15 protein-coding genes are annotated in these 19,921 nt (G+C 46.0%); 8 read left to right on the top strand and 7 right to left on the bottom strand.

Going from position 1 to position 19,921, the window contains the following annotated elements; genetic code table 11:
- Nucleotides 1–502: 502 nt before the first annotated feature.
- Nucleotides 503–1,342 (top strand): fatty acid metabolism transcriptional regulator FadR, encoded by an 840-nt coding sequence (gene fadR / locus MKA69_RS12820; protein ID WP_000234817.1) that lies wholly within the window; start codon nucleotides 503–505, stop codon nucleotides 1,340–1,342.
- A gap of 91 nt (nucleotides 1,343–1,433) precedes the next feature.
- On the opposite strand, the gene MKA69_RS12815 is transcribed toward fadR, so the two are convergent.
- Together MKA69_RS12815 and MKA69_RS12810 are read right to left on the bottom strand one after the other, a co-directional pair.
- On the bottom strand, nucleotides 1,434–2,585 hold the full coding sequence (locus tag MKA69_RS12815; protein ID WP_000974446.1) for a DUF1887 family protein: 1,152 nt from the start codon (nucleotides 2,583–2,585) through the stop codon (nucleotides 1,434–1,436).
- Between the two features lie 157 nt (nucleotides 2,586–2,742).
- Nucleotides 2,743–4,734, bottom strand: coding sequence for a methyl-accepting chemotaxis protein (locus MKA69_RS12810; protein ID WP_032469797.1), 1,992 nt, complete (start codon nucleotides 4,732–4,734; stop codon nucleotides 2,743–2,745).
- A gap of 260 nt (nucleotides 4,735–4,994) precedes the next feature.
- Here MKA69_RS12810 and hinT point away from each other — a divergent pair, with 260 nt between their 5' ends.
- The 7 genes from hinT (at nucleotide 4,995) to MKA69_RS12775 (ending at nucleotide 11,020) form a co-directional block, all read left to right on the top strand.
- A complete protein-coding gene (gene hinT / locus MKA69_RS12805; protein WP_055030338.1) occupies nucleotides 4,995–5,345 on the top strand; it encodes a purine nucleoside phosphoramidase in 351 nt (116 codons plus the stop codon).
- A 36-nt stretch (nucleotides 5,346–5,381) separates the two neighbouring features.
- On the top strand, nucleotides 5,382–6,785 hold the full coding sequence (locus tag MKA69_RS12800; RefSeq protein ID WP_305848179.1) for a COG3014 family protein: 1,404 nt from the start codon (nucleotides 5,382–5,384) through the stop codon (nucleotides 6,783–6,785).
- Nucleotides 6,785–7,174, top strand: a complete 390-nt coding sequence (locus MKA69_RS12795; RefSeq protein WP_055027991.1) for a YcfL family protein — start codon at nucleotides 6,785–6,787, stop codon at nucleotides 7,172–7,174. The genes MKA69_RS12800 and MKA69_RS12795 overlap by 1 nt, the downstream gene beginning before the upstream one ends.
- Before the next feature lie 24 nt (nucleotides 7,175–7,198).
- Nucleotides 7,199–7,789, top strand: coding sequence for a penicillin-binding protein activator LpoB (lpoB, locus tag MKA69_RS12790; protein ID WP_000750166.1), 591 nt, complete (start codon nucleotides 7,199–7,201; stop codon nucleotides 7,787–7,789).
- A 27-nt stretch (nucleotides 7,790–7,816) separates the two neighbouring features.
- Nucleotides 7,817–8,683 carry a phosphotransferase gene (locus tag MKA69_RS12785; RefSeq protein WP_305848178.1) on the top strand — a complete coding sequence of 289 codons (867 nt, stop codon included), beginning with the start codon at nucleotides 7,817–7,819 and terminating at the stop codon, nucleotides 8,681–8,683.
- A 151-nt stretch (nucleotides 8,684–8,834) separates the two neighbouring features.
- A complete protein-coding gene (gene ycfP / locus MKA69_RS12780; RefSeq protein WP_000587953.1) occupies nucleotides 8,835–9,374 on the top strand; it encodes an alpha/beta hydrolase YcfP in 540 nt (179 codons plus the stop codon).
- A gap of 356 nt (nucleotides 9,375–9,730) precedes the next feature.
- Nucleotides 9,731–11,020 carry an NAD(P)/FAD-dependent oxidoreductase gene (locus tag MKA69_RS12775; protein ID WP_055032997.1) on the top strand — a complete coding sequence of 430 codons (1,290 nt, stop codon included), beginning with the start codon at nucleotides 9,731–9,733 and terminating at the stop codon, nucleotides 11,018–11,020.
- A 48-nt stretch (nucleotides 11,021–11,068) separates the two neighbouring features.
- Here MKA69_RS12775 and MKA69_RS12770 read toward each other — a convergent pair whose 3' ends face one another.
- The 5 genes from MKA69_RS12770 to mfd all read right to left on the bottom strand — a co-directional run bounded on the left by MKA69_RS12770 (nucleotide 11,069) and on the right by mfd (nucleotide 19,919).
- Nucleotides 11,069–12,394 (bottom strand): IS4 family transposase, encoded by a 1,326-nt coding sequence (locus MKA69_RS12770; protein WP_305848177.1) that lies wholly within the window; start codon nucleotides 12,392–12,394, stop codon nucleotides 11,069–11,071.
- 127 nt (nucleotides 12,395–12,521) lie between these two features.
- A complete protein-coding gene (locus MKA69_RS12765; protein WP_000186697.1) occupies nucleotides 12,522–13,058 on the bottom strand; it encodes a GNAT family N-acetyltransferase in 537 nt (178 codons plus the stop codon).
- Nucleotides 13,059–13,213: 155 nt separating this feature from the next.
- Nucleotides 13,214–15,283 carry a beta-prism lectin domain-containing protein gene (locus MKA69_RS12760; protein ID WP_305848176.1) on the bottom strand — a complete coding sequence of 690 codons (2,070 nt, stop codon included), beginning with the start codon at nucleotides 15,281–15,283 and terminating at the stop codon, nucleotides 13,214–13,216.
- Nucleotides 15,284–15,627: 344 nt separating this feature from the next.
- Entirely contained in the window at nucleotides 15,628–16,398 is a 771-nt protein-coding gene (locus tag MKA69_RS12755; RefSeq protein ID WP_305848175.1) for a peptidoglycan binding protein CsiV, read from the bottom strand.
- Between the two features lie 53 nt (nucleotides 16,399–16,451).
- The gene (gene mfd / locus MKA69_RS12750; RefSeq protein ID WP_305848174.1) at nucleotides 16,452–19,919 is read right to left on the bottom strand and encodes a transcription-repair coupling factor; all 3,468 of its coding nucleotides are present in this window, start codon (nucleotides 19,917–19,919) and stop codon (nucleotides 16,452–16,454) included.
- Nucleotides 19,920–19,921 lie beyond the last annotated feature (2 nt).

Below are 19,921 nucleotides of genomic sequence, written 5' to 3'. Positions count from 1 at the left end.
GAGTCACTCCCTGAGAAAAACAAGCACTCCCTACTTCGACCGCACTCTACTTGCCGTTAAATAATAGTCAACAACAAATATCATGATGATAAAAAGTTACTAAACTTTCGTTAAAAAACGCGATCTAAGTGGTGTAAGCATAGCACAAAGTTGATAAAAAATTCATTTAGAAGCCGTGAGTTAGGCGAAATTGAATTTAATACATATTAACTCGGAATAAATACCTCTTTAGAGTAAGTTTATTTTGCTGATAAGAAATAGAAGAGTGTGAGCTATGTCGATTTAATTTCAGATACGTTGTGTTTTTCGGTTTATTGGAAAATATTCGCAATACATATTATTCAACAAAATATTCACAATGTATGGTGTAAGTTAAATTAGAGTAATTGCACTATGTTTGCTTTGTGACAAGATTATCGATGCTTGGTTTTCGAGTCACCCTAAGTAGTGGTATGATGAGTGCCATTCGACCCAAATAAAACAAGCATTGGATAAGTTATTAATGGTCATTAAGGCAAAAAGCCCAGCAGGTTTCGCTGAGAAGTACATTATTGAAAGTATTTGGAATGGTCGCTTTCCACCGGGTTCCATTTTACCTGCAGAGCGTGAGCTTTCAGAGTTAATCGGGGTGACACGTACTACATTACGTGAAGTGTTACAGCGTTTGGCGCGTGATGGCTGGTTGACTATCCAGCACGGAAAACCGACTAAAGTGAATCAGTTTATGGAAACCTCTGGGTTGCATATTCTTGATACTTTGATGACGCTTGATGCGGATAATGCCACGAGTATTGTCGAGGACCTTCTTGCTGCCAGAACGAATATCAGCCCAATATTTATGCGCTATGCCTTTAAGACGAATAAAGAAAGTGCGGAGCGCATCATCATCAATGTGATTGAATCTTGTGAAGCTTTGATGAGTGCACCATCGTGGGATGCATTTATTACGGCTTCTCCTTATGCAGATAAAATTCAGCAGCATATTAAAGAAGATGGTGAAAAAGACGAGTTCAAAAGACAAGAAATCTTGCTTGCGAAGACGTTTAATTTCTACGACTACATGCTTTTCCAACGTTTGGCTTTCCACTCAGGTAACCAAATTTATGGCTTGATCTTTAACGGATTGAAAAAGCTTTATGATCGTGTTGGTAGCTACTATTTCTCGAATTCAGAAGCACGTGAACTGGCGATGGAGTTTTATCGTCAACTCTTGTCCGTATGCCAAAGCGGTGAGCGTGAGCAACTTCCCCACGTTATTCGTCAATATGGTATTGCGAGTGGACATCTCTGGAATCAGATGAAAACGACGCTGCCATCGAATTTTACGGAAGATGATTGTTAAGTCGGTTACCAAATCGATAAAAAAGCCCGCCGTGTTGCGGGCTTTTTTGTGGTGATCAACTGAAATAGCTCGATGAGATGCGGGTTGAAAATCAATGGCCACCAGCGGCTTTAAACCACTGTGTTAAATGATTTTTGAGATCTTTGAGTTCATCAGGCCCAATCAAAGCAAGGCCCAAATCCTCAGCTCGTGTTATGTCGTTGTGGCGTAGTGGGCGGAAACTGACTAACATCGCGCGAGCTTGCAGTCCACCGAGTAGATCGCGTAATGACTCTAATTTGTAGAGTGTATCGTCGCCATCATCCCGCATCCCTTTAGTTTTGCATTCGATAATGTGCAGCTTGTTATTCACTACGGTTGCCACATCAAGCTCATTACGTACTTCTCTATCACCCAGTTGGCGGTAAACTTGCACGTTCAGTGAGCGATCTTGAATGGTGGGCAGATCGTCTTGTATCTGTTTAACAGTGCTGTGCACGAGAGTCTCTAACCATTCTCCGTTGGCAAAGCGCCGCGCATCTTCATTGCTGAAAGTAAGAATACCATTTTCATAACGAGCAATGTTGGCTTCGACCAGATCGCTGAGCAGTAGATTTAATTCTCGATAGCCTTGTTGTTTCTCTGAAAGCTCGACATCTAGCCGCTGTTCTTTACGGCATGTCGTCGCTAGATAGTTAAGGGTTGCCAAACCAGGCCCCAACTCTAAAGCATTGCCTGCCCAACGTTCACCTAATTGGTAAAGCTGTTGATCTAATTGCGGTGGAAGTTGGTGTTCATTAAATTCGCCACGCGCACCAAAAATGGTTAGATAATCGGCAATGGTGATGCGGTCTTGAACTTGAGTATCTTGATTTCCATCTGGGTAGAGCCAGCAGAGACAGTCGCTGTTAGGCTCGACGACAAAGATTGGCCAGTGGTAGCTGCGGAAAATTTCATAAGCGGAGAGAAGACGATGGCGTAAGCCACAACTTGCGTTGAATTTTACATCCTCACCACGTGCTTTTAATGTCTCGGCGAGATGACGAATTGCACTTTTGATGGCAGAAGTATTGGCTCCTGCTGGAATTTCAAAAAAATCTGTCGTGATATTGCGCTTTTGTAATACCGCACTCAGGCGTTCAAAAATCAATTGTTGAGTCTGGTCGCCAATAAAAATGATGTGGCGGCTGACAGTTCGGTTATCGAGCAGCGGTGTCACTAAACGAACCGGGTCCTGATCGATAATTCCTACGTGAATAGCCATAAAGTATCCTCATGATTTGCTTGCATGAGTGGAGAGAAAAATGGCGCAAGCTTTGTTAACCATATAATGATGAGGAGATTAAAAAACAAGAGCGACTCCGGTTAAAAGTCGCTCTTTGTGGAAAAATTGACACTGAGGGTATCAATGCTGACCGATTTTAGAGGGTAAAACGGTGTACCAACTCACTTTGTTGATTGGCTAATACGGTCAAATTGGCACTGGTTTGTGCTATCTGAGACATCGCTTGGTAGCTTTCATCAGAGATATGATTGATATCTTCGATACTACGCGCAATCGACGTCGTGGTTTCATTTTGCTCACCTGCGGCTTGCGAGATGTGGGTACTCATATGGCTGATTTCGATAATGAGAGCTTGAATCTCTTCCATCGCGCTGTTGGCGTGTGAGGCTTGCTCCACAGAAAGCTCCATATCCTGCATACAGCTTTCAATCACTTTGCTCGCCAGTGAAGAACTTGATTGCAAATTGCTGATCATTGACTCGATTTCAGACGTTGATTGCGTGGTGCGTTGAGCAAGAACGCGAACTTCATCGGCCACCACCGCAAAGCCACGTCCTTGTTCTCCGGCACGCGCCGCTTCAATCGCGGCGTTGAGCGCGAGCAGGTTGGTTTGTTCGGCGATATTACGAATCACATCTAAGATTGAACCAATCTGACTACTCATCTTGCGCAAGTCACCCACCGCTTCAACCGATTCAATTAAACGGGTTTCCAGTTGGCGAATGGTACTGATGTTTGTGCTCATGATCTGACGACCGGATTCAGACGCAGTTTCGACCTGCTGAACCATCGACAACGAGTTTTGTGCACTGTTTGCGACTTCTTGTACTGAATGTGCCATTTCTGTCATTGCGGCGGCCACACTAGAAGTCTGCTCACGTTGACTATTGAGTTTACTTTGTGCGCTGAGTGAGGTGCTTTGGTTGTTCGAAGCCGTGGCGGTTAAATCATCGGAAGCATTGTTCAGTTTGAGCAAAATATCGTGCAGGCTATCAGCAAGAGTATTGATATGACGGCTGAGACGACTGAACTCGTTGTTATAACGGATTTCAATGCGTTGAGTCATATTGCCTTGTGTGAGGCTTTCTAATGTTTTCAGAATACGTGTTACAGGCTCTCGTACACTGTGCGCAATATGGTAACCAATCGCAGTCGCTAAGAGCACGACTGCGATACCAATGATGATCGCCTTGATCGTACCTTGTTTGTAAACTGAACCCGCCTCGGTCAGAGATTGATTGAGGTCATCGCTAGCGGTTTGGTTAAAAGAACCCAAAATCGTCATCGCTTTATCAACTTCACTCGCAAGATTGGCGATGTTGTCGTAAAGCGCAGCACGAGCTTGTAGATATTCATTGTGCTGATCCAGTACGCCACCTTTTTGCCCAATGTCTTGGGTGAATTTAGCGACCAAGTCATCAAAACGCTCTTTAAGTTGTGGCATTTGCGTTACCAGACCACGATAAGCGTAGTTGAGATGAGTCACCGCTTTTTTATTCTGGTTGACGGCTTTCTCAACGAAGCTCACGTCAGAGCTGGCTAACGCATCCGAGGTGATTAACTCGGCATCTTTGAGCTTGATGAAATAGCTTTTAGCCATGACTTTGACTGAAATACTGTCATTGTTGTCGACAAATTCTTTCATCCCAACGCTTAATTCAGAATGCAGGCGTTGAAATTCTCGAGTGGATTTTTGCACTGCGGCTTGAGCGGCAAACATGGCTTGATAGTTATCCATCGCGAGATCCGCTTCGTTAAAATAACGCGCTTCAAGCTTTTTGAGTTCTGCAATGGGCTGTTCAAGTTCGGGGTGGTTTAAGCTCGCTTGACCGAGTTCATCCAAGACTGTCTGAAAATTTTGTTTTGATTTCGCAAATTCCTGACGCATGCCTTCCATACGTGCCATATCTTGCGTGGTCAGAAAGTCTTTAAATGATTTGTCGGCAGATAGCAGTTGTACGCTAGTCTGGTTAGATAGTGACACAAGCGGCAACGATGTTTTCGACACACTTTCAAAGTTGCTGTGAATTTGGCTCATCCCACGTAGCATGATCGCGACAGTCACCACAAACATAATAATGATCAGCGCAAACCCTGCGTACATACGCCTGATTACGGAACCCTGCATATTTTCTCTCCCTCGAACATAACTCGTTTTTATTAGAATTCATTTAAAGACAAACGTTGTCTTAAAAAAGTAACAAAATAATCATTATTGTATTGAGGTTGGGAAACGCGTTTTATGACCGATACAACAAAAACAGCCTTTCACCAGTGAGCTTGCTCAGGTTCTTTTAACTGTACGGTGTTTTTTATTGAGCTTTAGCATGCCTTGACGCATACTCAATCCAGCAAAATTCTCAATCAAAACCTTTATATGGAGCTGTCATGGCGGAAGAAACCATTTTTAGTAAAATCGTTCGCAGAGAGATTCCAGCTGAGATCCTTTATCAAGATGAGCTGGTTACTGCATTTCGTGATATTCATCCTCGTGCACCAAGCCATATTTTGATCATTCCTAATAAGTTGATTCCTACAGTCAATGATGTAGAAGTCGAGGATGAACTCGCCCTTGGGCGTATGTTTACCGTCGCGAAGAAAATCGCCGAACAAGAAGGCATTGCAGAAAACGGTTACCGTTTGATCATGAACTGTAACTCACACGGTGGTCAGGAAGTCTATCATATTCATATGCATTTAGTGGGAGGTCGCCCTCTTGGACCTCTGTTGATGGGCTAAGCCTGTGCACTTCTGTGCCATAGGGTAACCAATACCATGGTTCAATACATGCAATTTCCCAAACGTCGCTTGGTACTGACCATAACCTCAGTCTTGCTCGCGGGGTGTGCAAACCTCACCGCGGGCAATTTGTTTAGCCATTATAGTGCTCAAAATAGTGGCTTATATCAGTCTGTTGCGGCAGGGCAATATGACCAAGCTAGCCAATTATTACCGGATTATGTGGCTGGTGATGTTTTAGATAATCTTGAGAAAGGACGTGTTTACTTTCTGAGTCAGCAATATTCAGAAAGTCAGCAAAGTTTGTCGATAGCTGATAATGCGGTTAAAGCACAGCAAGATCGGGCCATTATTTCGCTGAGCAGTACCGCGACCAGTGTGGGCTCGCTCGCTGTTAACGATAACCTCAATGAGTATGAACCCGCAGATTATGAACTGGGCTTTTTGCATCTGTACTTAGGGTTAAATTATGTGCGCAATAATGATCTTGATGGTGCGCTGGTTGAGATGCGCCGAGCGAATCAGGTTCAAGAAGCCGCTAAAAAGAGACGCGAGCAAGAGCTAGCTAATGCAGAGCAAGACATGCGTTCACAAGGATTATCTCCCAGTTTAGGCAGCGTGTTAGCACAGTATCCCGATGCTGGCAAAACCTTACAAGCGGTACAAAATGGTTATCTATTATATCTGTCAGCGTTGCTCTATGAGGCTGACAATGACTTAAACTCAGCCTATGTTGACTACCGTCGAGCGTTAGCCGTTGCACCGAATAACCCTGCTGTGATTGATGGAACGCTGAGAGTTGCTACGCGCTTGAGCATGCAACAAGATCTCAAGTTGCTGAAACAACAATACGGTGAGCCTCAACGATTAAGTGCTTCGCAAGCACGCGTGATCGTAATTGAAGAGGAGGGTATTGTGCAGCCTAAACAAGCATGGCGACTCTCTTTACCTCTATCTGACAGTCGTGGAAACACCGCGTTGTATTCTTTGGCTCTGCCGTATTATGAGCAATCTGTGATGCCTCAACGTGCGACTTTCAGTTTGAATGGGGTGAGTGTGCAGCCAGCACCAGTGACGGATGTTAACTTAATGGCTAGACAGGCACTTACAGAACAAATGCCCGCGCTGGTTTTGCGTCAAGCCTTACGCGTAGTGGCTAAAGACCAACTCCGTAAAGAGACCACAAAAGAAGAAGATGTGGCCAATTTAGTGTTTAATATTTGGAATACCTTAACCGAGCAGCCGGATACCCGCAGCTGGTTAACGTTACCCGCTACTGTCAATACAGCAACTCAAGTGGTAAAAGCGGGTGATCAAGTGCTGGATATTGCAGGGATTCACTATACCTTTCATGTTCCAGAAAATGGCACCGCGTTAGTTTGGCTATCGAGACAGAGTAACAGTGTGACGATTTGGCATAAACAACTAGGGATACGGTAATGAAAACGTGGCTATTAGCTGTATTAACAGGGTTACTGTTGGTGGGATGCAGTGCCAATACCGCAGGTCTGCGGGTCGATGGCGCATCACAACAAGTATTATTTAATGACAGTGTGTTGAGCAAAAGCTTGAGCATTGAAGATATCGCGACCACGGAAGTGGATGGTCATACCCGAGGGGTGGTGCGTCTGCAGAGCAATCAGAAAAGTGATCTGCATGTACAGTACCGCTTTTACTGGTATGACAATGATGGGCTTGAAGTGAATACGAAATTAAGCCCATGGAAAATCATCATTTTGCGAGGTATGGAAACCGTGTCTCTGACTGAAGTTTCGGTGAACCCGAACGGTAAGCAGTTCCGTGTCCAAATTCGCGAAGCGAATGAATAAAACGTAAGTTCAAGAGGATTCACAATGAAAAAGAGTGTCATTGCCCTGCTAGGTCTAGCCGTTATCTTAGGGGGATGTTCAAATAAAGTCAGTTATGGTGATGCGCAAGCCGTTGAAACCGTGAATGTTGATTTTGGTTCAACCGATCTGCAAAAAATTGCCGCAGAAATGGTCGACAGCATGATGATGTCGGGTTCGGTGTCAGCCATTACTCGAGATGGTCGCCCAATTGTGTTTGTTGAGCGGATTAAGAACAAAACCAGTGAACATATCGATACGGAATCAATCACCGATACGATCAGTACCAAAATGCTCAATTCTGGCAAGTTCCGTTTCGTCGATATGGATCGTGTGGAAGCGGTTCGCGATCAACTGAATTTCCAAAACAATGATGAACTGGTCAATCAAAGCACGGCAATCCAGTTTGGTAAAATGGTTGGCGCTCAATACATGCTATACGGTAACTTATCGAGCATTGTAAAGAATGAGGGTAGTGACAAAGACGTTTACTACAAAATGACCATGCGTTTGATGGACTTACAAACAGGTTTGATCGAATGGGCGGATGAAACTGAAATTCGTAAGCAACAATCTAAAAGCTTACTCGGTTTGTAATCCACTCACACAGAGAAGGAGTTGGTAATGGCAAAGATTGCGTGGCGCGAAGCAACCTCGTTAGACCCATCACTGTTGTCATTGAATCACTTCTTCTCTGTGCCACCTACCTATGCGCAGACCTTAACCGGAGGTCTCACTAATCGTTGTTGGAAAATCGTGACGGGTGAGCGAGCCTTTGTCTGGCGACCTGCAACGGCGATCACCAAAGCTTTTTCTATCTCCCGATTTCAGGAGTATCAAATACTCAAGGCGATTGAGCATGATCATATCGGCCCTAAAGCTGAATTAATTAATGATCAAGGGTTGCTTGTCGAATGGATCGAGGGGGAGTCACTACGCGATGGTGTGGCTTTTGATGCCATCTTGAAAACGCAGATCCGAATCCATGAATTGGATGTACACCGAATTCCCGTTGCGCCGTTTAACTATCTTGGTCGGGTCGATCACTATTGGCTACAAATTCGAGAAGAGCTGAAAACAGATTCAGTGAAAGCGCTTTATGGCCAGTGGCGTTCAGTCCCTAATTTAGCCGATGTTGGGCAAGTGCTTTGTCACTTTGACCTTGCAGGTTACAACATGGTGAAAACCGCCCAAGGTCAGCGAGTGATCGATTGGGAATATGCGGCGTTAGCGGACCCACGGATCGACTTGGCGCTGAGTATTGATGTGGCAGAAGAAAAAGTGCTTGATGCCGTGTTTCGTTACTGCCAATTGCGAGAACTCTCTGGTATCGATGACTGGGTTGAAGGCGTGCAAGCATGGCGGCCACGCACAATGATGATGGCAATGTTATGGTATCTCTTGGCCTATCAGTTGTGGGGCGATGATCTTTATCTCCAATGTGCACAGCAATTAGAGCAGCGATTCGCCACCCATAACCGCACACAGTGATGGATTTCTTGAACCGTATTGCGCTTGGCAAAATGCCCGTTGGGCAACGAAAAGAAATTTTTTTCTGATTCTCTTTATGGAGATGTCCGCGAGGCTGTTTAAAACCATAATCTTCGTGGTAGATTAAACCTCAAGGAACGGGGGAAATATTATGATTATTTATTTACACGGATTTGATTCAACCAGCCCGGGCAACCATGAAAAAGTGCTGCAATTGCAGTTCATTGATAGTGATGTTCGTTTCATTAATTACAGCACCTTACACCCTAAGCATGATATGCAGCACTTACTGAAAGAAGTGCACAAAGCTATTGAGCAATCGGGCGATCCACATCCATTGATTTGCGGCGTTGGTTTAGGTGGATATTGGTCTGAACGGATTGGCTTCTTGTGTGGAATTAAACAAGTTATCTTTAATCCTAATTTGCATCCTGAGTTGACAATGCAGGGACGTATTGATCGCCCTGAAGAGTACGAAGACATCGCGACTAAATGTGTTGAAAAATTTCGTACCAAAAACCAAGGCCGCTGCTTAGTGGTACTGTCGCGTCAGGACGAAATCCATGACAACCAGAAAACTGCGCAAGAGCTACAGGACTATTACGATATTCTTTGGGATGAAACCCAAACTCACAAATTCAAAAAAATCGCTCAGCATTTACAGGCGATGAAAGCCTTCAAAGCCGTTTGATTTCGTCAGCGTACACATTGTTTAACAGCCTCATGTCGAGGCTGTTTTTATTTATCCAAACCCACAAAAAATCTAATGAATATGAGTAAATCTGTGGTTGCGCGATAGATTCAGCCCTATATAATGACTGACGTAAAGATTTGTTGATAAATATCAAAAAAAATTGAGAGCGAGTAGAAAACTTGCCATTTGTTTGTGTTAGCGCAGCCTTTTCTGCCTCGTAACGTGCCACTGAGAGTAACTCACCCTCACCCAAGCATGCCAAGATGGACATACGTCATGGCTATAACAGATTCCCTCAGCACGAGTGATCGGGCTGGATAATAATTATTCATCTTTATTTGAGGATTGTTGTTGTGACACGAATTATCGTTGTAGGTGGTGGAGCTGGCGGTTTAGAGCTAGTCACCAAACTGGGTCGCACACTAGGGCGCAAAGGTCGAGCCAATGTCACTTTGGTTGACCGCAATTCAAGTCATCTTTGGAAACCATTGCTGCATGAAGTTGCAACCGGTTCTCTGGACGAAGGGGTAGACGCACTGAGCTACCGCGCACATGCCAAAAATCACAGCTTTGATTTCCAACTCGGCAGCTTGGAGTCGATTGATCGTGAAAGTAAAAAAATCACGTTAAGCGAGCTCAAAGATGAGCATGGCGAACTGCTCATGCCTAAACGCGATTTGGAATACGATATGTTGGTGTTGGCGATTGGTTCAACCTCGAACGATTTCAACACTCCTGGAGTTAAAGATCACTGCATCTTCCTAGATAGCCCTGAACAAGCGAACCGTTTCCGTACTGAAATGAACAATGAGTTCCTCAAACTGCACGCGAAAAATGGGCAAGGCACCGTGGACATTGCAATTGTGGGTGCGGGGGCGACAGGTGTTGAGCTCTCAGCCGAATTGCACAATGCGGTTAAAGAACTGCGGACTTATGGTTTCGGCGATCTCGATTCAAGCAAGTTAAACGTAAACTTAATTGAAGCCGGTGAGCGTATTTTACCGGCATTACCACCACGTATCTCAGCAGCGGCGCATCAAGAACTCACCAAATTAGGTGTGAATGTTCGTACCATGACGATGGTGACTAAAGCGGAAAAAGATGGCTTAACCACGAAAGACGGTGAGAAAATTTCTGCGCATATCATGGTGTGGGCGGCAGGTATTAAAGCCCCAGATTTTATGAAAGATATTGCTGGGTTAGAGACTAACCGTATTAATCAAGTTGTGGTTAAAGGTACGCTACAAACCACCCGTGATGACGATATTTTCGTGATTGGTGATTTGGCGCAATGCACCCAAGCGGATGGAAAGTTTGTGCCGCCTCGTGCTCAAGCAGCACACCAAATGGCGTCATTGGCGTTCCGTAACATCGTTGCCAAAATGTATGGCCGTGAGCTGAAGTCTTATGTTTACAAGGATCATGGTTCGCTGGTGTCTTTGAGCCGTTTCTCAACCGTGGGTAGCCTGATGGGTAACTTAACTCGTGGTTCGATGATGGTAGAAGGCCGAATTGCTCGCGTGGTCTACATTTCGTTGTATCGTATGCATCAAATGGCGCTGCATGGCATGCTCAAAACTGGGCTGATGATGTTGGTTGGACGAATTAACCGTGTTCTGCGTCCAAACCTTAAACTGCATTAATCTCTTTAGTTGGTTATCGAGTAAAGCGGCGCTGAGTGCTAATGCCGTTCACTTAAGGTGAGCGGCATTGTATTTTCTAGGGTATCGGCTTGGCTTTTTCTTCACGACTCTAGGGAAGGCTCTTTCTCGCCTTGGCTCAAGTATTAAGCTTCCACTCATTGCGTAGAAGTTTTGCAGTTGCCTTGGTATTGCTCCCGGTGACGAGTAGGGAAGTCCCACTATTAGGCGCATGATGTGGGCTAACGCTCCATTGAAGCTCAGTTGGTATGGCAAGTAGTCTCCATTCAACGTATTACACATCTGCACCATTTGATATCTGACTAAGTTGTATGTCAGGAGTATTCCCCAGAGCTCTTGTCTCACCAGCTCTGGGAGTCGGCTTCGCAGTGTAAGACGGTTACCAAGCATGTATTGCTTTTGCTCTCGGTACCCTTGTTCAATTTCCCAACGGTATTCATATAAACCGACTATATCTGATTTCGGATAACACATCGGGTCAACCATTGAGGTGAGAACATCGTATTGCTTCCCCTCTTTAACTCTCGTGATTAAACGTACCACTACCTCTTCTTCTAGCTCTGGCCATTTCTTACGCGCTTGCGGGTTACTCTTCAGTTTTATCAGTTTATCTTGTCGGCCAAAAGACTGAACAACTTCATAAATCAGCCCTTTTTTCATGGGGATAAGCCAATGTCGATTGATGCCTTGCGAACACCATGCTTGAAGTAAACCTAGGGAGTAAAAGCCTTTGTCGAAGAGCGTTAAGCTGTTATCGGGGGTTGTGTCGATAAGCTGCTCTGCCAGCTTCATTTCATTAACGGTATAACAGCCAAAAGCGCTGCCTGTGATTAAGTGACTGCTCAGCTCCATCTGACAGACCATGCGCACCTGTGGGTACTGTGTTTCTTTACCATCACTGTGGGTAGGCTTGGCGAACGCTTCAGCGTTATCTTTTGAGTCTTCTGTTCGCCATAAAACGCCATCAACGCCCAGTAACCGAAGTCCGTTCCAGTTTGGTACGTTAGCCTGCTTAAACCAATGACGTTGCGTACACTCAAAGAGCGCTTTAGCCGCTGACTCACCAAGGTTTTTTCTTCGCTGTGTTAATGCACTTGGAGCAACGAATGGCTTGCCTGTGCGGTCAACAATATCGAGCATATTTACAATGTCAGCCATGGATTTATCGTTATAGATAGCCATGCCAACCAGTAACCATGCCATCGACTCTAAAGTGAGCTTTCGTTTTCTTAGAGTCACGGTATCCGTAAGCTGATAAGCACTATTGATGAGTTCAATGGGCAGGAGGTCTGCGAGTGTTTCAACGTGATTGGGTTTATAACTGTTGATGATGTCGAGGGCTTGAGAAACGTGCATAAAAAAATCCGATAAACAGGGTCTACCGGATTTTTACATACAGGCAGGATCGTTCAACTGATCTGCTGATTAAAGTCTTAACTGATCGGCATTAGGCGCTGAGTGCCGCTTTATTTTTATCTGCCGTTTAGGGAATTAATGAGAAGACGATTCCGGCTCTGGGTTCTCCCGCATACAAGAATCGATTGGGCGCTAACTGCTCTTGAACGGCACCACATCTCAACGCCAACGTTTGGCTAGGCACATTCTCAGGATCGCAGACAATTTCTAACCGGGTTAATTCTAAGCGCTCAAAACAGAATACGATGAGTGCGGTAAGGGCTTCCTTACCATAACCTTGCCGCTGGCAATCATCCGCTATCCAATAACCCAAGCTGGCCATATTGAAGGTATGGTAAAACTCATTAATCGCCACCATCCCAACCAATGTTTGTGTTTGACGTTCGAAAACCCCAAATCCATACGCTTCCGCTTTAACCCAATTTAACCGAGTCGCCTGAATGAATTGTTCAGCTTCTTGTGTACTGAATAACGCGTGGCACCAGTCTACCCATTGATGAAGCGTTTGAGATTGACGAATACGCTGCATTAATTCTGGTGCTTCGGTGGCGGTGATTAACCGCAGTTGTAAGCGCTGAGTAATGATTTGAAAATCCGGAGTCATGCTTATCCTTGTTGTTATGCAAACTCATGAGCGTTGGGTTAATTATATGCAACAAGATAAGAGTGTGGAAAATCAATTGTTTTGGAATGAGAAGGCGAGGTTGAAATCGGTGAAGTCAATAAGCCGCCCCAAAGGAGCGGCTTTTGTGCAGAGAGTTATTTTAATGGTGTACGAATTGTTGCTGAACGGAAGCTGTTGTGGGTTAACCAGCTTGGCTGTGCTTCCGCAGGAGCGGTACCGTTAGCGCTAATGTCGGAGAAATTAAACGCATACTGATTCCAAATTCGCGTCGCATTTTTCCAAGGCTTGCTAGGATCGGCAGACTCATACACAAACACACCGTGGTTGACTTGGCTTTCACGATCGTAGTCATTCGCCACCATGATCAGCGCAGCATTGTCATTGCCAGCCAGATCAACAACGATAGGGTATTCCCATAACGTGCCAGAGGAGTTCGCAATGATGCTGAGTACACGCCCTGTTTTACCATCAAGGATACGCATTCTGAGACGATCTTGAACTAACACTTCGTCAATGCCATCCCCAGTAAAATCATAGGCAGAAACACCGATTTTACCGCTGTTCAAATCATCATTAGCGACAGACCATACCTTATTGCCATTGATATCATACATATCTACGGCGTAGTAACCGGCATACACAATCCCCATGTGGGACTGATCTGCGGTAAGTTTGCCGACTAAGAACTGCACTGCATTGACTTGCTGCTTACTTTTGAGCAGGGCTTTTTCTTTGCTCCAAACATTCATACCGAGCAATTGCGAGCCTTGCGGAACGTCATAATGGACGGTTGTGGATTTTGATAACGTCACTGGAGCTAAATAAGGAATGGTTTTCTCTTTCCATACTGGGGCTAAATAAGCCACTTGCTTAGTGTGCCAGCCAAAGAACCAGTAAGACACGGTTTTGGTACGCCACTCCAAACCTAGATAAGGAATGGTTTTGGTTTTCCACTCTAACCCAAGGTAAGTAAACGCAGAATCTTTTGAACCGACAGTCACTTTCGAGCCATTGTCGAGTGTGAAGCTCATTTCAAGAATGCCATAGCTCCACCAATCTTTGAATTTACCGTAGGTGACATCAATCGCTCGTACTTTGGAGGTGTCTAACGTACGCAATGAACCACCACTACCGCCAACCATGCTTTGGCTATTGGCACCAATTGCATCGACAATGGAACCAGAACGAATCGCGATCTGATGATCACTGCCTGCGAGAATTCGTGCAGTATTCGCCCAATCGGTATACCCATATACCGATGATTGACCATCAATTTGACTTACACTTTCGGTTTGCGTACCTAAAAAGCTCGATACGGCTTGAACGCTGCCGCCAGGGTTGTCTAAGTTATTCACTCGCCATTTCACGGTGCCATCATGCTCTAGAACCGCAATCTCACTGTTTTGGGCTGTATTTAAAGAGGCGGGAACTGAAACCACCAGTTCTGGGTTGTTATCGCCATCAAGGTTAGCCACAGAAGAGAACCAAACCGTATCATTGGCTTGATATTGCCAGAGGTAAGCCCCGTTATTTTGGTAGAGTGCACCATTCGCGAACACTTCTTTCTGGCCATTACCATTGCTGTCGAAGGCAATTGAGCCCGGAGTCCAATCATGGCTAAAGAGTAGGCCTGAATCATAATTGTAGACGCCATCGGATGCCAAAATCTCAATTTGGCCATCACCATTAATATCAGCTAGTGTGATGGCACCAGCAGAACGAGCAGATTTAGTCAGTTGTTTTTTGATGTTGCCTTGGTGGTCCAGAATATTGATGTAAGGTGATTTTTCACTACTAGATACGATTTCAATCAGTCCATCACCATCGAGATCTGCCGCTGCAGGTGCATAGCGAGCATCAGCAATCACGCCCCCATTGCTATAACTCCACAATTCAGAGCCATCTACACCGCTTAGGGCGCGAATATAGCCTCCTTTTGCATATTTATTACCTTCAAAGGTGACCACAATAATGTCAGCCACGTCTTTATCATCAATCTTGCCATCGCCATTGTCGTCGTTAAGTTGTACGACAATCGGCGCAGCCATCACCTGATTGGACTCAGGATGAAAAACACTGGTGGACCAAGACCATTTCAATTTGGTCTGTATATCACTGCTGTTGGACGCGAATGCGGTGCTTTGAGTCATCAAATGGCTCAACGCTAGTACACTTATCGCGGTCAACTTTTTTGTCTGTTTCATCGCTTGACCTTAATCTATCTTGACAGTTCGAATGGTGTGTATAGTGAGTTTCCATACTCTCGCGTTAGATTGATGCGCAAATACGTAGAAGAAATGTTTGGCGTCAATAACGAAATGCTGAGAGCGATAGAATTATCTGTGGCAAAGACGATATGGTTCAACCCACTCAAAGGTTGATCGATTAGATTTCTTGTTACAAAGACATCGCTGCTCATTAAATATGAGAGGGTGAGTCATTTTTGAGACGGAATTAGAGTGTGTATAAACGAGAATGCGTGATTTATCGAGGGAAGGGGGTAAGTCTAAATCCGCTTAAACCGCGTATTCAGACTTACAATAGAGCCTTATTCAGTGACGCGGCGTACTTGAATGATCATACCCATGAGTGGGTGATCCAGATAGTGTGTTTCACCACTGCGCATACGGCGTTTTTGGTCAAGGCGGTAGCTTTTCAGGAACGTCTCTTCTTCCACTTTGGGGGAAACAGACTCCAGCAATCCTGCTTGGACGGTGGCATCTTGATCTTCTGGCGCCGTCTTCAGTTGAAGTGGTGAATCTTGTAAAGTTACTTCACGAACCGCAGGCTGTTTTAAATCGAGCAATGCTTCAGCAAATAAGAAGTGCTGAACATAAATCTGTAAAGTGCCATCCAGCTCATACAATGGCTTGGCAATACTCATTTCAGTCACACCATCAACCGGTGCGGCGACGCTTGTGCTGCCGATCGGATTACCATCAGCTTGGAATTGCCCTGAAAAATCACGTCCAGCTTGAATGTGGAACACGGGAGCCGATTGTCGACCCTGATCATTTTGGCGCCAAGCCGTATGCAGTAAAACATTAAAACCCGCATGGTTTCTTAACTTTTGCGCTTCGTTGGTCAGTTGGTATTGTGACGATGGTAATAACATGACGCCTTTATCTTGGCGAAAGCTCACGTCAGCAAAACTCCCTGCGCGATCAAGATTAATCGCAGGAAGCGTATTGGGCCAAGATTCACTCACTTTTTCAGCATTTACCGCACGTTTAAAAATGATCACTTCAATATCAAACTGCCGAGCCGCCATGCTGGGCATTGCCATTAGCAACAGCAGCAGTGGGATCAATCTTTTCATTGTCACTCCGTTGTTCAGTGTTTCACACTGGGTTATTACATCTGGTTAATTACTTAAATCGCCGGTAGCACATTTTGCTGGAAATCGTTCAACATGTCAGCGACAAATTGAATGCGCGCACTGCGTTCAACCAACGGCAAGGTAAATTTAAATTTGGTCGGCCCATCCATCGCAAATTGCTTAGGTTGCGATTGCAGCAGTTTAACCAAAAACAGTGGGTTAATGTCAGCATTGGGATAGAACTCGATGTATCCGCCACGTTCATGGGCTTCAATTTTACGCACTTTGAGACGCATAGCATTAAGCTTCAGTTCGACGATGGCGAGTAAGTTTAACGCGGCGTCAGGCAATTTACCAAAGCGATCAATCAATTCGACTTTGAGCTCGACTAATTCATCTTCACTGGCGACGCTGGCAATCTGTTTGTACATCGACAAACGGGTGTTGATGTCCGGAATATAATCTTCCGGCAGCAAGGCAGGCAGACGCATTTCAACTTCGGTTTGCTCACGCAGCAAGTCATCCAGCGCGGGTTCTTTACCCGATTTCAGGGCTTCAACTGCTTGTTCAAGCATTTCCATATACAGGGTAAAACCAATCGATTGAATTTGGCCGCTCTGTTCTTCACCCAGTAGCTCACCAGCACCACGAATTTCCAAATCGTGCGTTGCCAGAGTAAAGCCAGCCCCCAAATCCTCTAAGGATGCGATGGCCTCTAAACGTTTTACTGCATCTTTGGTAATCGCTTTCGGCGGCGGGGTTAACAAGTAGGCGTACGCTTGGTGATGTGATCGCCCTACACGGCCACGCAACTGATGCAACTGAGCCAAACCTAGGCTATCTGCACGATCCATGATGATGGTGTTCGCTGTCGGAACGTCGATACCCGTTTCGATGATTGTGGTACACACCAGTAAATTGAAACGCTGGTGGTAGAAATCGTTCATCACTTTCTCCAGTTCGCGTTCACGCATCTGCCCGTGGGCCACGGTAATCCGCGCTTCAGGAACCAGTTTTTCTAAATCTGCCGCCACTTTATCGATGGTTTCGACCTGATTGTGCAGGAAGTACACTTGACCACCACGCATAATTTCACGCAGCACGGCTTCGCGAATTACGCTGTCTTCACTTTGACGGACAAAGGTTTTGATCGCCAAACGCCGCGCTGGCGGCGTCGCGATGATCGAGAGATCGCGCATGCCACTCATCGCCATATTCAGTGTGCGCGGAATCGGCGTGGCGGTGAGGGTGAGGATGTCGACATCCGCACGCATTGCTTTGACTTTCTCTTTTTGACGAACCCCAAAGCGGTGTTCTTCATCGACAATCAGCAAACCAAGATCCGCAAAGCGAATCTCGCTAGAGAGCAGTTTATGGGTGCCGACCAGAATATCGACCTTACCGTCCGCCACATCTTGTAGGATGAGTTTCTGCTCTTTGGCTGATTTAAAGCGGGAGAGCACTTCGACGCGGATCGGCAAGTTGGCAAAGCGGTCGCGGAAATTCTCGAAATGTTGCTGAGCGAGTAGGGTGGTCGGGACTAATACCGCGACTTGTTTGCCGTTGTCGGTGGCGACAAACGCGGCGCGCATCGCCACTTCAGTTTTACCAAAACCGACATCGCCACACACCAAACGATCCATCGCTTTGGCTTGGCACATGTCTGACAACACGGCGTTGATCGCCATCGCTTGATCATCGGTTTCTTCAAACGGGAAAGTCGCTTTGAAGGTCGCATATTGTTCGCGGTCGAGGTGGAATTTAAAGCCCGGTTTGATTTCGCGCTTGGCATACACATCCAATAGCTCTGCTGCGACATCGCGCACTTTTTCAGCCGCTTTACGGCGAGCTTTGACCCACGCCTCGCCACCCAGTTTATGTAATTGGGCGGCTTCTTCTGCACCACCGGAATAACGGCTGATCAGGTTGAGTGACGAAACTGGGACATACAGCTTGGCTTCGTTTTGATACTCCAGCATCACGTATTCGCTGACCATGCCACCCGCTTCGAGAGTTTGTAACCCTAGGTAGCGACCAATCCCGTGATCGATATGTACCACAGGTTGCCCCGGTTTAAGCTCGGCAAGGTTGCGGATCACCGCATCGCTGTTGGTGACGGTTTTGCGATCTTTTTTGCGGCGACGTTGAATCACCCGATCGCCGAGTAAATCGCTTTCACAGATCAGGGCAACTTGGTTGTCGCCATAAATAAATCCGTGCTCTGCTGAGCCGAGTACCAGTGAGAATTTTTCGGCTTGCTGGCAGGCAATGCTGAATTCACTCTGGCTTTGCGGGCGTAACTTGATGCGTTGCAAAAGTTCAAGCAATGCTTCACGGCGGCCTTCAGATTCGACCGAGAAAATGATTTTGCCAACAAATTGCTCACTAAACTGGCGCAGTGCTGCCAAAGGCTCTTTGTTTTGATGCTCAACGGCCAATACGGGTAATGGTTGCACTTGGGCATTTATTCGGCCGGCGCGCAGTTCGATGGGTGAGCTGGTCAGTTGGACTTGCGGCAGAGTTTTAAAGTGGGTAAATAGCTCATCTTTACGCAACCAAAGCTCATTCGGTGGCAGCAGTGGGCGCAGTGGGTCGATATTGCGCTGGTCGTAACGGTAATCGACATCAGCCAAAAATTGGTCGATGGATTTTTCCAACTCGCCCACGACCAAGAGCTGGCTGTTGGAGGGGAGATAGTCAAATAAGGTTTCGCTGTGATCAAAGAACAACGGCTGCCAGTATTCAATCCCCGCTGGCCAAGTGCCTTTGGAGACTTGGCTATAAATCGATTCAGGCTCACGGCGCGCTTCAAAGCGCTGACGCCAACGGTTACGAAACTCTTCAATTGCGGCGGCGGTGGTCGGGAATTCATGTGCCGGCAACAGGCGAATTTCATCCATTTCCGCAATCGAACGTTGGTTCTCCGGATCGAAAGTGCGAATGGTGTCGATTTCATCATCAAAAAAATCAATCCGAAATGGGTCACTGCTGCCCATCGGGAAGAGATCGAGGATCGAACCGCGACTTGCGTATTCACCTGGACCAAAAACCTGATCGACATGGCGATAGCCGCTGTTTTCCAACTGGAGGCGCAGCTTATCGAGCGAGAAAAGATCACCTCGTTTAACAATTAAGGTGTGTTGCAACAAGAAATCACGGGGTGATTGGCGTTGCAGTAAAGTGCTGACTGGCACAATTGTGATGCCACGAGTCAAGCTTGGCAGTTGATACAAGCGCGAAATGCGATCGGAAATGATGTCTTGATGCGGCGAAAAATTATCGTACGGTAGCGTTTCCCAGTCGGGGAAAAGAGCCACTTCACTTTGGCTAAACTGTTCAATTTCGTGCAGCAGTTTGAGTGCCGTTTGCGGGTCCGGTACGGCCAGCAAAGTATGGCTAGTATGGGCATTCGCCAATTCCGCGATCGCTAAGGCCAGACTAGAGCCGTGTAAGTTGCCGATGGCTTTTTTGTCTCCGGCACCTTGCGCCGAAAATAGAGAGAGTAGGGAGTGTGTAGTCATAG

This window comes from Vibrio sp. AH4 (assembly GCF_030710545.1).
GTDB classification, from domain to species: domain Bacteria; phylum Pseudomonadota; class Gammaproteobacteria; order Enterobacterales; family Vibrionaceae; genus Vibrio; species Vibrio metoecus.
Note: the sequence above shows the minus strand (reverse complement) of the source record. Positions and strands in the feature narration are given on the sequence as shown.